Source organism: Geobacter sp. DSM 9736, from assembly GCF_900187405.1.
GTDB lineage: Bacteria > Desulfobacterota > Desulfuromonadia > Geobacterales > Geobacteraceae > DSM-9736.
This window is the reverse complement of record NZ_LT896716.1, coordinates 144,248-156,662: the sequence shown is the minus strand read 5'-3', so window position 1 is coordinate 156,662 and position 12,415 is coordinate 144,248. Positions and strand designations below refer to the sequence as shown.

Annotated in this window: 13 protein-coding genes; 2 read left to right on the top strand and 11 right to left on the bottom strand. The window is 58.2% G+C overall.

What is annotated here, in order from left to right:
- Window positions 1-88 precede the first annotated feature (88 nt).
- The 10 genes from CFB04_RS00750 to CFB04_RS00705 all read right to left on the bottom strand — a co-directional run bounded on the left by CFB04_RS00750 (window position 89) and on the right by CFB04_RS00705 (window position 8,279).
- Window positions 89-1,303, bottom strand: coding sequence for a carbohydrate porin (locus CFB04_RS00750; RefSeq protein WP_088533483.1), 1,215 nt, complete (start codon window positions 1,301-1,303; stop codon window positions 89-91).
- Between the two features lie 93 nt (window positions 1,304-1,396).
- Entirely contained in the window at window positions 1,397-1,543 is a 147-nt protein-coding gene (locus CFB04_RS00745; protein ID WP_088533482.1) for a FeoB-associated Cys-rich membrane protein, read from the bottom strand.
- Between the two features lies 1 nt (window position 1,544).
- Window positions 1,545-3,776: a ferrous iron transport protein B gene (gene feoB, locus CFB04_RS00740; RefSeq protein WP_088533481.1), complete on the bottom strand. Its 2,232-nt coding sequence runs from the start codon at window positions 3,774-3,776 to the stop codon at window positions 1,545-1,547.
- Window positions 3,773-4,000, bottom strand: a complete 228-nt coding sequence (locus CFB04_RS00735) for a FeoA family protein (protein WP_088533480.1) — start codon at window positions 3,998-4,000, stop codon at window positions 3,773-3,775. The genes feoB (CFB04_RS00740) and CFB04_RS00735 overlap by 4 nt, the downstream gene beginning before the upstream one ends.
- On the bottom strand, window positions 4,000-4,233 hold the full coding sequence (locus CFB04_RS00730; RefSeq protein WP_088533479.1) for a FeoA family protein: 234 nt from the start codon (window positions 4,231-4,233) through the stop codon (window positions 4,000-4,002). The genes CFB04_RS00735 and CFB04_RS00730 overlap by 1 nt, the downstream gene beginning before the upstream one ends.
- Window positions 4,202-4,540 (bottom strand): DUF2325 domain-containing protein, encoded by a 339-nt coding sequence (locus tag CFB04_RS00725; protein ID WP_088533478.1) that lies wholly within the window; start codon window positions 4,538-4,540, stop codon window positions 4,202-4,204. The genes CFB04_RS00730 and CFB04_RS00725 overlap by 32 nt, the downstream gene beginning before the upstream one ends.
- A 187-nt stretch (window positions 4,541-4,727) precedes the next feature.
- Window positions 4,728-5,372 (bottom strand): metal-dependent transcriptional regulator, encoded by a 645-nt coding sequence (locus CFB04_RS00720; protein ID WP_088533477.1) that lies wholly within the window; start codon window positions 5,370-5,372, stop codon window positions 4,728-4,730.
- Window positions 5,373-5,436: 64 nt separating this feature from the next.
- Window positions 5,437-5,640 (bottom strand): hypothetical protein, encoded by a 204-nt coding sequence (locus CFB04_RS00715; RefSeq protein ID WP_088533476.1) that lies wholly within the window; start codon window positions 5,638-5,640, stop codon window positions 5,437-5,439.
- 23 nt (window positions 5,641-5,663) lie between these two features.
- A complete protein-coding gene (gene feoB / locus CFB04_RS00710) occupies window positions 5,664-7,655 on the bottom strand; it encodes a ferrous iron transport protein B (protein WP_088533475.1) in 1,992 nt (663 codons plus the stop codon).
- Between the two features lie 192 nt (window positions 7,656-7,847).
- Entirely contained in the window at window positions 7,848-8,279 is a 432-nt protein-coding gene (locus CFB04_RS00705) for a Fur family transcriptional regulator (protein ID WP_088533474.1), read from the bottom strand.
- 247 nt (window positions 8,280-8,526) lie between these two features.
- Here CFB04_RS00705 and CFB04_RS00700 point away from each other — a divergent pair, with 247 nt between their 5' ends.
- Complete coding sequence (locus CFB04_RS00700; RefSeq protein ID WP_088533473.1) at window positions 8,527-9,204, top strand: DUF2959 family protein; 678 nt, start codon at window positions 8,527-8,529, stop codon at window positions 9,202-9,204.
- An 80-nt stretch (window positions 9,205-9,284) separates the two neighbouring features.
- On the opposite strand, the gene CFB04_RS00695 is transcribed toward CFB04_RS00700, so the two are convergent.
- On the bottom strand, window positions 9,285-9,656 hold the full coding sequence (locus CFB04_RS00695) for a response regulator (RefSeq protein ID WP_088533472.1): 372 nt from the start codon (window positions 9,654-9,656) through the stop codon (window positions 9,285-9,287).
- 473 nt (window positions 9,657-10,129) lie between these two features.
- On the opposite strand from CFB04_RS00695, the gene CFB04_RS00690 reads away from it, so the two are divergent.
- Window positions 10,130-12,310 (top strand): ATP-binding protein, encoded by a 2,181-nt coding sequence (locus CFB04_RS00690; protein WP_088533471.1) that lies wholly within the window; start codon window positions 10,130-10,132, stop codon window positions 12,308-12,310.
- Window positions 12,311-12,415 lie beyond the last annotated feature (105 nt).

Here is a 12,415-nt window from a genome sequence, read left to right as displayed (position 1 = left end):
GGACGGCGGCGAGATGGCTGTTTTTCAACAACCTTCATATAAAAAAAACCCCCTGCCCGGACTTGGGCAGGGAGTATTTCTGCTGCTATCAGAAAGCGATCTCGACCCGCGACCCGATCTGGAAAGCGTTGTTCAGAGATGGGTCCATCCCCGGATTGACTATGTACTGGAAGTCCGGCTGGACGACCACCCCCGGGAATACCTCCGCACGATAGGTCACTTCGATGGCCGTCTCGGAACGCTCCACGGGGGCACCCTCGACATTGCTCCTGAAGTCCATGAACTTGTTGCCGTTCCTGGCGCTTCCCACCGCAATACCTGCACTGTCACGATCACGTCCCGGGATCAGGCCGGTGTAGTTGAGCCCCATACCCCAGTAATATGCGATCTGATTCCAGTCGTCGTCGGCCCAGCCCACCTGCGCAAAGCCCCCAAGACCCTGCCCGGCGGCACTCTCGGCGAAAAGCGTTTTTTCGGCGATTAGGTAGTATCCGTGATTCGTCCCCTTGGGATGCCCGTCGAAGTTTTCCACCTCGGCGGTATGCAGCCACGCTCCGGCGCCCAGCTTGTAATAATCCTTCTCCCCCGGCTGCCCCGCCGACATCCCCGCCTCGAAAGCGGCAAATACTCCATCCTCCTCCTTCAGGATGACGGCAGTGCGCGGCGGATCATGAGGGTCCCCCGGCACGCCATCGTAGAGTGCGGCCAGAAGGTAGCTCTTCTCCGTCGGCTGAGCCTTAAGCCGGAGTCCCAGGGACGTGGTAGGGAAGATGGACGGGCCCGTCTGGGAGATGTCGGGAGCGATGCCGAAGGAGCTATTGATGAAGAGGGAACCGTACTCGACCACGTCGAACTCGCTGTTGTAGTCGTGCAGACCGCCAAGAACCGAGAACCGATCGCCGGAAAACCGGTGCTCGTACCACGCCTCATAGAGCTTGAATTTGCTATCGGCCTCGATATTGCTGCTGGCCTGCACATCGCCGACGATCTCGGTCATGGGCCCGTTTGAATTGAAATTGCCGAGGAAGTAGAGAAAAAAGGTTCCGTTCTTCCACCAGCCTGCCTTGTCGGTGTCCAGCTTCAAGGTAACATCAACGTTGCCGAGGATGGTTCCGCGTTTCCTGATGCCGCCGCTGGTATTGTAAAGAAAATCGGTCGTCAGTACCGCCTCCGCCGTAAGCCCCTTCTCCTCCATTGCTGGCCTCAGCCCTGCCCAGTCGCCCAGCAGATTTCCTTCGGCTGCATGGAGATTTGCCGCCGCTGCCAACAAGACTGCCACTCCAATACTCACGACGCGCTTCATTCCGGTTGTCTCCCTTTGAACCTGATTAATATTGTGCGACGATGTGCGTTATAAGCCCTTTTCGGCTCTGTCCTGATTACCTTGAGATCACCACTACTTATGCAAGCGCTTTCCTGTCGCGCAACTGCCGCCGCACCCGGAGCCGGTGCAATGTCCCTTCTTCTTCCATAGGGAGTGATAGAGGAGGTACCCTGCGCCTGCTACGATGATGACTGCGATTGTCACGTCTACGATGCCCATATCAGCCCCCAAGCCCGAGGAGTTTCCCCCCCTGATAGATTATGAAAGCCACACTCCAGGCCAGCACCGTCTGGTACAGGAGCGCCACCCCGAACCACTTCCACGAACCGAACTCCTGCCGCATCGCTACCGCCACCACGACACAAGGCATGTAGAGCAGGACGAAGGCCATAAAGGCATAGGCGGTAAGGGGAGTGAACTGCTGGCGGATCGAAGCCTTGAGCCCGGAATTGTCCTCTTCCTCCTCCATCGACAGGCTGGACGGGTGGAAAGAAGCCGCTACATTCATCACCGAGTCCCTGGCAGCCGCTCCGAATGAGGTGACGATCTCCCTCAGATCTTCCCCCAGGGTAGGCGTGTCCTTCTTCTCCTCTTTCTCTTTGGTGGCGGCGTAGATCTCTCCCATGGTGCCGACGACGATCTCCTTGGCAATAACTCCGGTGATGAGAGCCGATGCCGCCTCCCAGGTGCCGAAGCCGAGCGGTGCCAGCACCGGGGCGACCACTGCACCGGTTTTCCCGAGGTAGGAGTCCCTCTTGCTCTCGACCCCCCACGGGAGGTTCAGCAGAAACCAGACAAGGACCGAGACGGCGAAAATGTAGGTACCGGCCTTGATGAGGAAGTGCTTTCCCTTCTCCCAGGTGTGGAGGCAGAGGCTCTTGAAGGAGGGCATCCGGTAGGGCGGAAGCTCCATGATGAACATGGGTGCCTCGCCGCGAAACAGGGTGCGCTTGAAGATTAGCCCCATCAGGATCGCCAGTGCGATCCCCATCAGGTAGAGGGACCAGATGACGGTGCCGGAGCTGCCTGCGAAGAAAACGCCCACGAAGAGGACGTAGACAGGTAGCCTCGCCCCGCACGACATCAGAGGAAGAAGAAGGGCCGTCAGTGCCTTGTCCCTCGGGTTTTCAAGTGTCCTGGTTGCGTAGATGCCGGGAACGTTGCAGCCGAAACCCAGGAGCATCGGAATGAACGATTTTCCGTGGAGGCCGATTGTGTGCATCGCCCGGTCCATGACGAATGCCGCCCGCGCCATGTAGCCGCTCCCCTCCAGGAAGGTGATGAAGAACATCATTGCGAAGATGACCGGGACGAAGACGAGGACGAATCCGACGCCGGCGATGACGCCGTCGTTGACGAGAGAAACGGTCCACTCCGGAGCGCCGATGGAGCCAAGAATGGCGGCTGCCCATCTTTTGAAAGGACCGCTCGTCATGGCGTCGATCCAGTCGCCGAAGGGAGAGGAAAGGTCGAAAGTCAGCTTGAACACCAGCCACATGGCCCCGAGGAAAATCGGAATACCGAGGAAGCGGTTCAGGACGATCCTATCAATCTTTTCCGTCAGCTCCATCTTCCGGATCTCCGGCTTCACCAGCACCTCGCGGGTAAGGCCCGAAGCGAGGCCGTAACGGGCGTCGGCCATCAGCGCCTCGATATCCTCCCCATGACACTTCATCAGGTGGTGCAGCGGCTCGCCCGCTACCACCTCGGGAGACATGCCCGCTTCCTTCGCGACGCAGGCGTCCCCTTCCATCAGCTTGTACGAGAGCCAGCGAAGCGGGAAGCGGGAAGCCAGTTCCTCGTAATCCTTCTTGAGCGTCGCGCAAACCCATTCCGCAGCAGCCTCGATGTCTTCCCCGTAGTTAAGCTGCCGGGGTTGATGCTGCTGCGGGCGATCGGCAACAGCGAGCACCGCCTCCAGCAGTTCTTTCATCCCGGCGTTTTTTACTGCGGCGGTAGGAATCACCGTGACGCCAAGCATCTTCTCGATCCCCGGCACATCGATGCGGTATCCCTTCGCCTCGGCCTCATCGAACATGTTGAGAGCCATAACCACCGGAATTCCCAGCTCCAGGAGTTGAATGGTGAGGTAGATGTTGCGCTCGAGGTTGGTCGCATCCACCACATTGACGATCAGGTCCGGCTTCTCGTGAACGAGGTAGTCCCGGGCAATGATCTCCTCCTGGGTGTAGGGGGAAAGGGAATAGGTACCGGGAAGGTCGACGAGGCGGATTTTCCTGCCGGAATAGTCGAAACTCGCCTCCTTCTTCTCCACCGTGACACCCGGCCAGTTGCCGACGTGCAGCCGGCTGCCGGCTATCGCGTTGATGAGGGTGGACTTGCCGGCGTTCGGGTTCCCCGCCACCGCAACCGTAATCTGCCGCTTTTCCACCGGCCTGAGCAGCGGAGCCTCCTCGGCGGACTGGATCTTGATCCCGGCATTACCCTTCATTTCGCCACCTCCACAGAAATTCCCTCCGCCTCTTTCTTGCGCAGCGAGAGCTGGTAATTTTTTACCGTCACCTCTATCGGGTCCCCCAGCGGTGCCACCTTGACCACCTTCACTTCCTCCCCGACCAGAACTCCCATATCCATCAACCGTCTTTTCAGCGGGCCGATGGCGCCAATGGCCGTTATCGTTCCCTTTTCGCCGGGCTTCAGCTTAGCCAGATTCATCACTGCCTCCTCACCATTATCTTCATAGCCATGCCGCGGCCGATGGCGATCCTCGACTCGTCAACCCTAAGGAGAATTGCGCCGCCGCCGTTACTGAGCATCTCAATGGTCTTGCCGACCCTCAGCCCCATATCCTCGATCCGGCACTCACAGTTGGCTCCCGCAACCGCCAGCTCCCGCACCGCCACGATTTCCGCCTTCTCACCGGCGGACAGCAGTCCCAGTGACAACATGATCCTTTCTCCTTTCGCACTCTTCCTCGGGCGCGATGCATCCGAGGCATTGTCGCAGGGTGCAGACCCCACACGAGTGACGCATATGTACAGGTATCCCCATGCTCTTCGCAGCCGATACGGCCTCATTGCGCGCCCGGTGTGACACCTTCCCGGTAAAGATGATCACTGCGTCCACGCACCGCAGCTTGTTTTCCATTCGGTGCTCGGCCGTCGGGAAGACCTTAAGGGTAACACCGAGACGCTCTGCTTCGTCGCGATAATGCTGCTCAAGCCTTGTCATTCCACCGATTATCGCAACACACATGATCAATCCCTAATAATGACTTTTATTTTCAATTAACCGATAAAAAAAAGGGCGGGTCTACTAAAACCGGCGAAAAGGGATCGGTCCGGTTTGCTCATTAATGCTGGAGGGAAATTATCAAAATTGAAAGTCATTGTCAATACATCTTTTTAAAAAAGGCTCGCTACTGCGAGCCCGCATCATCTGGCTACCTCCGCACGAATATCTCCCTTGCCATGGCGGTGTCGATGGCAAATTCAGAGAAACCTACGCGGAAAATAAAGGAGGGAAATGTCTGCTGGAGCACGATCCGGTTGCCGGGGAGCACCCCCATCGCCATCAGCTTCTGCATCTTCTTGTCGTCTTTGGTCTGGATGTAGGCAATTTCCCCCTCGTCGTTGGCCCTGAGCTCCGTGAGCGGAACTACCCCCAGGTCCCCGCTCTTCTTCGCCTCATCGCAGCATTCCCCCGGGGGAATGGGTTTGCCGTGGGGGCATGTCTCCGGATGGTTCAGCATGGTGCAGAGCTTGGTGTCCACACCCTCATGGAGCAGGTGCTCGAACTGGCAGGCCTTGTCGTCACCTGCTTCACCACGGATGTCGAACACATCCATCATGAGCCTTTCGGCAAGCCTGTGCCGGCGGACGGTGCTGCGCCCCTCCCCCTTCCCTTCCTGGCGGAGGTAAACCCGTCCCTCTCTAACCTCGATGAACGCGAGCTGGGCCAGTTCGCTCCACGCAGGGTCACCGACGGCGACGCCGATCTTGTCCAGTTCCGCGAACCCTTTCCCCTCTTCCTCCACGGCTATCCAGAGGGCTTCGAGTATTTCTTCGGCTTTATCTGACAGTTTCATGGTGCGCTCCTTTGAATTGAAAAGGAGTCAGTCCCGGGGCGAGAATCGACAGAAACGCCTGCGATTACTCCGATTTTCCGGTAACGTCTCCTGGATCTTTACGGAAAAGCTTCCTTACCTTCTTCACGAGCTTCGGTTCCGGTGCGTTCTCGTAGAAGCAGCGGGGGCAGCGAACCATCCGGCACGCGCCCGGCTTGCCGCATTTACCGCACCCGGTTATCCCGTCGGCTTCGGCATATTCATGTCCGCAGAGTCCGCAGCGGATCATACCACACCTCTAATGTCTCCTCGTTACAGAATGTTCGTCGCGAGGAGCACCTGATTCAGGAGCCAGCCGCTGCCGAAGGCGAGAACGCTCACGAAAAGGCCTATCCCGGTCGCGACGGCCAGCCCTCGCTCCCGCTTCATAACGAGGAACTGTGCGACGCAGGGGATGAAGAGCGTGAGCGTGACAGCAGCCACCGTCAGCTGGCGCGCGTCGAGCCCTCCCTTGGTCTGAAGATCGTACAGACCCGCCGCGCCGTAGTCGCGCCGGAAGAACCCGAAGATGAATGCCACTGCTGCTTCGCGGGGAAGGCCGATAGCTCCCATTACCGGGCTCATCCACTCGACGAGGGTATCGAAGAAGTCGGTGATCTTGCCGAGCCAGAGGAGGACGGAAGCCAGTATGAAGAGGGGAAGAATCTCCATGAAGTACCACTGCATCCTGGTGTAGGTCTTCGTGAGTATGTTCGACAGCTGGGGAAGCCGCATGGGGGGAAGCTCCATGTAGAACATGGGCGTCTCTCCCGGCATGAGGCGGGCAGCGATGAAGCCGATCACCAGGAAGATGAGGACGAGGCAGCCTGCCCATACGAGGAGCGCGCCCGGAGCCTGGGAGAGGAGCGCAAGGATCACGCCGAGCTGCGCCGAGCAGGGAATGGCCAGTGCGAGCAGAATCGTTGCCAGTATGCGCTCCCGCACCGTCTCAAGGGTCCGCGTTACCATCGTCGCCATGGTATCGCACCCGAAGCCTAGTACTATGGGAATGACGGCGCGGCCGGTGAGGCCTATCTTCTTGAAGAGCCGGTCCACGAGAAGGGCCAGCCTGGGGAAATAGCCGCTGTCTTCAAGGATGGAGAAGAAGAGGAAAAAAGTGGCGACAATGGGAAGAATGATTCCCACCGCGTAGCGGAGCCCGAGGGTGATGATGCCGTACTCACCCACCAGCAGCTCCTGTACATACCACCACGGCACAATGCCGTTGACTACATTAATGATCCAAGGGTTGAAATACTCCTCGAAGATGGTCCCTTCCAGAAAATCCACAAGGGTCCCGGCGCCGAAGGAGCCGACGAACTTGTAGAGGCCGTAGTAGAGGACGATCAGGAGCAGGGGAACGCCGGTAAGGGGGCGGACGGCCCAGCGCGACAGCCGCTCACCCATCGTTACGGGACGGTTCTTCGGCAGATTGAGAACCCCCTCCATAAGCGCACGGACGATCCCCTTCCGCTCCATGGAAAGGTCGAGATGAAATGACTCGCGCCGCTCGAATACCTTCTCCTTCACCCTGGTCTCGACCTGCGGGTAATGCTCCTTTTCCTCACGCTTCACGATGGCCGCAACTTCCTCGTCACGCTGGAGGAGAAGCAGCGCCAGCGCCTTGCGCGACAGCCGGTATTCGCCGGTGAGTTCGTCGGATATTGTATTGATATCGTTTTCGAGCCGCTTGCTGTAGCCGAAAGATGCCCGTTTCTCGGGTGGTCCCGCGGCAATGGCCTCACGTATTTCGGCAAGACCGCGCTTTCTAGCAGTGGCGGCGCCGATGACCGGAATTCCGAGCTTCTCCGCCAGTAGAGGAAGGTCAAGGAGAAGCCCCATCCGCTCCGCCTCGTCCATTATGTTGACTACGAGGATCACCGGCAGCTCCGCTTCCACGAGCTGCAGCGTCATGGCGAGCATCCGCTCCAGGTTCCGCGCATCTATGACATGGATCACAAGATCGGGGGATTCATTCAGCAATATCTCGCGGGCGACCCGCTCCTCCTCGGTGATGGGAAGAATCGAGTACATGCCGGGGGTATCGATGACCTCGAATGCCTCCCCCCCTATGACGGCCGAACCTCTGGAGACCTCTACGGATGTCCCGGGGTAGTTGGATACGGTAACGTACGAACCAGTCAGGGCATTGAAGAGAACGCTCTTGCCCACATTGGGGTTCCCGACGAGCGCGACTTTCCTGGCTTTGGCCGTGGCATCGGCCGCAGAAGCCTGGCGGGGTTCTTTATTGGAGAAGAACGACATCAATGCAGCCACCTCTTTTCTTACAACTTGCCAATGATATTCACTTTCAGAAGTGCACAAAAAAAATTAGCTGTAGCCGGCCTCAGACATCAGTTTTCCAACATCACCGGTTACCCCGGCCATGAATCCTCCACAGGCGTACCGGAGAGAGGCTGAGCCGGAGCCCGCCGGCGGCCGGTTTCCCTGCGACCTTTATTTGCGGCACTTTGCGCAGACTCCGTACAGCTCCATCTTGTGTGTTTCAATCAGGAAATCGTGACGGCTTGCCACTTCCTCCTGCAGCTTCTCGATCGTCTCGTTTTCAAACTCGATGATCGTGCCGCAGCGGGTGCACACCAGGTGGTCGTGATGCTCCCCTTCTGCCACGTGCTCGTAGCGGGTCTGACCGTCACCGAACTGGATCTCTCTGGCTATGCCCGACTCGGCGAAGAGCTTCAGGGTGCGGTAGACGGTAGCATAGCCGATGCTCGGGTGCTTGGCACGGAGCTTCAGGTAGAGCTCTTCGATGCTGAGGTGGCGCTCGGAGGAGAGGAAGGCGTCGAGGATGATGTCCCGCTGTCGCGTCGACTTCAGCCCCTTCTGGGTCATGAACTCCTGAAAGGCTTTCTTCTTTACTCGCTTCACGCGTCACCTCTCAATGAAAGTGAATTTCATGCTAGTTATCGAGCTCATGAAAGTCAATCCTTTTTTCCCCCTTCCGTTCATTTTACTCCCGTCACTGGTGGCGGAGTCGGCGAGTCATGTTAGAATACTCTAAGAACAAATGAGAACCGTCTGCGAAAAACCGCAGGTAGTTAATCTATGGTTGGAGCGCCGGCCCGGAGGGCCGGCTGTCAGTCCGGTAAACAACTCACTGCACAGGAGGTAAACCATGAAACGAAGAATCCTCGGAGCCATCCTCACAATGACCCTTTTCGGCACAGTCACGCTGCTCGGCGGATGCGCCACAATGAGAGGTGGACAGCCAATGGCCAAAGCCCCGACCGACACCCTGCAGAAGGCGCAGACCGACATGAAGCAGGCTGTCGTCCAGGTAGATGCCACTACGGCATCCCTCGAAACTCTGATCAAACCCGATCAGGTTGCATTGCAGAAGGCATTCGATGAGTACAAGGATAATGTGGACAAGATGGAGAGCGTTGCGAACAAGATCAACAAAAACGACACGGAACTGCGAAATGAGGGAAGGGAGTATTTTTCAGAGCTACAGCAGAAAGAAATGAACTATACGGATCCGAAACTCCGTGAAGCAAGCAGTGAGCGCAGGACCGATATGAACCAGGTGTACAGTAAAGTTCCGCAGGCGAGCTCCAACGTCAAAGATTCGCTCACACCTTACCTGGCCCAACTCAAGCAGATCCAGACATATCTTACCTCCGATCTGACGCCGAAAGGGATAGAAGCAATGAGGCCGGTGGCGCAGAAAGCAATCCAGGACGGGCAGGCCCTCAAGCAAGCTGCCGAACCTGCTATTTCAGCCATGGACCGCGCCATAACCGCCCTCACCCCCGGAAGCACAGGAGCGGCAGCAGGGGGCAGGCAGGAGTAGGCTTATCTACGGAAATAAAAAAAGAAAGGGCTGCCGCGCGGCCCTTTCTTTTTGTTCCTGGTGACATTTTCCGGTGCGCCTTACCCGCCCAGAACTTCCGCTATCGCCTTCGAAATCTCCTCGAATCGCACCGGCTTCTGCAGAACCTTGTTCACTTTCATGTTGCTGGCGATCTTAAGCAGCATCTCGTGGTCCAGGTAGGCGGACCCCCCTGTTATCGCGATTATCTTGGGAGGCTGAAGCCGGGCTCCGAGTGACATTATCACCTCGAAACCGTCCTGCTCCGGCATGATTATGTCGGTGATAACCACATCCACTGCGACCGTGCGGATGATCTCCAGCCCCGCGCGTCCGTTCTCCGCGAGATGAACCTGATGCCCGTCAAGGGACATGCAGCCGGCCAGCGCCTCCCGTATCTGGGGATCATCATCGATGAGCAGAATTGATGCCATGGTCACCTCCGAAAAGCCGGGGACAAAGAATGATGCCCTCGCGGCGCCTCTCCGCCTACAGCAAGTCTATCGCGCTTTCACAATCTTCGCTTGAATACAAGGCCGTTTCGGCCATTAAGCATGCGGGTCGGAGATCGGCGGGAGCCGCCACATACCTTAGGCTGCGTCATGTCGATATACAACAAATTACCGACAGTTACAAGATACAACGAAAAGAAGAGCGGCTACGGATGAAAAAAAGCAGGACAGGAACAGGTCCGACCCCGGCACATCCCCTACCCTCCCCTTCTTGCGCCCCCCCCGTTACCGGCTATAGTTAATCTGTTAATTGATGAACTTTTCATTGCACGAATCGGACACGGGACCCATGGAAAACCTTCGCATGCTTCGAGTTTTTTAGCACAACTCCGTATTCTTGGTGCCCGACCTTTAGCGGATAAGTAAAACTCGATTCCCGATCGGCAGGAGCTCGCATGACAGGGCCGGAATCGCCTGCGTCATCAGATGCGGTGGGGACGGACCGCCTCCGGCGGCTCATTCCGTCGGGCATACGTGCGCGCCTTTTCCTCCTGATCGCCCTGGTGCTTCTCCCCCTTGCGCTCCTCATGACCTGGGTCTACCACGAACGGTACCAGACGCGCCGCTCTCTCGCCTTCCAGACCGAAGTGGAAGTAGCCGAGGGGGTCGCCATGACCTTCTCTAATTTTGTGAACGGCCTCCGGCGGCAAAACTACTCCCTCGGCCAGGCGATCATCAGGCTCTCCCCTCCTGTAACTCAGAATGCCGTGCGCCTGCTGGCGCTCACCGCACAAAATTATCCTTCGGTCCGCAACTTCAGCTGGACGAATACCGACGGCCTCGTCATAGCCTCCAGTGATTCCGCCCTGGCAGGAAGGGACCTTTCCTCCCGCCCCTATTTCCGGCAGCTCATGCACGGCAGCCCCTGGTCCATCGGCGACGTAACCGCCACCGGGACCTCCTCGACCGCACCCATCTTCGCCATCGCAACGGCCATCCGGGACGAGAAGGGTGCATTGCGCGGAATGGTGGTAGCGGGTATCGAGCCGGAAAGGCTCGGGGAACTGGCCCTCACCCAGCAGCGGCTTACCGGTGGCGCCTACGCCATATTCGACCGCCAGGGGACCCTCGTCTTCCGGAGCACCAGTCCCTCCCTCTCATGGGAAACCAGGAGGCGGTGGTCAGAGCAGGACGCCGTTCTGCAAAGGACGCTGGAGACGGGAAAACCCCATATCGGCATAACCCAGGTCATAACCGGCGGAAGCTGGGTATCGGCCCGTGTGCCCATCCCGGCCATCGGGTGGGTAGCTGGAGCCGGGACACCGTCGAAAGCCGCTTTCGCTCCCGTGAACGACGCCCTTCGCCGGGAAATACTCCTCGGCCTCGCGGTATTCGCCTTCGCCTTCCTCCTGGCCGCCGTCGCTGCCCGCACCATCTCGGTTCCGCTTCTCCGGCTGGAGCGTGATACCCATAACGGGGAAAAAGAACGTATTGCCGCCTCCGACCTCCTCGCCCCCAAGGAGGTCAGCAGGGTTCGCCGTGCGGTCTACGAGATGATGGCGGAGATCGGCGAGGCGGAAAAGAGGTTCCGGCTCGCCCTCGGCAACATACCCGATTCCATCGTCATTTACGACAGCGACCTGCGGATCAGGTACGTCAATCCCAACATGACCGCCTACACGGGACTTCCGGAATCGCACTTCATAGGCCGCAAAGGGAGCGAAATCTGGCCCGCCTTTTACGAGCTGTGGCACGATGGCCTCGTCGATGTCCTGGAGTCGGGAAGGGTCCGAAAAATGGAGCTCGACCTCCCCTTCCAGAACGGAATGCGCAATTTCATAGTGACCTTCGTCCCGCTCTTCGATCCGGGGAACGAGGTAACCGAGATAATGGGAATCGGCCACGAGTACACCGAGCGTAAGCAGGCGGAAACCGAACTCAAGCGGGCCATGGAAGAACTGGTCCAGACCAACCGTGAACTGGAGCAGTTCGCCTTCGTCGCCTCCCACGACCTCCAGGAACCCCTTCGCATGGTGGCAAGCTACGTCCAGCTCCTCGAAAAGCGTTACCGCGACAGGCTCGACGAGCGGGGAGTGCTGTACATAGATTATGCCGTCGAGGGGGCCACGCGCATGAAAAGCCTCATCGAAGACCTGCTGGCATTTTCCCGGATAGCCCGGGGCGAAGAATTCGGACCGGTGGATCTCAATGAAGTTTTCGAAGAAACGACAGGATACCTGGGAGAGACGATCCGGCAATCGGGAGGAGAAGTGACCCGAGGGGACCTCCCCATAGTAACCGGAGACCGTACGCAGCTCCTTCAGCTCTTCCGCAACCTGCTGTCGAACTCGCTGAAATACCGGAGGCCTGAAGCCCCTCCCTCCATACGGGTCGAAGCACAGCTCCAGGGCAATGAATGGGTGTTTTCCGTGGCCGATAACGGCATCGGGATCGAGCCCGCCTATTTCGAACGGATCTTTCACATCTTCCAGCGCCTCCACGCAAGACATCTCTACCCCGGCACCGGCATAGGCCTCGCCACCTGCCGGAAAATCGTGGAGCGCCACCGGGGCAGAATCTGGGTGGAATCAACCCCCGGCGAAGGGAGCACTTTCTTCTTCACCCTGCCGGCGTGAAAGGCAGGTAAAGGTAAAGGTAGAGGTAAAGAAAGGCGAAACACGAATTCAATGAAGGTGAGGGTTTATTCTCTACCTCTACATGTGAGCGTAGCGAACGAATAC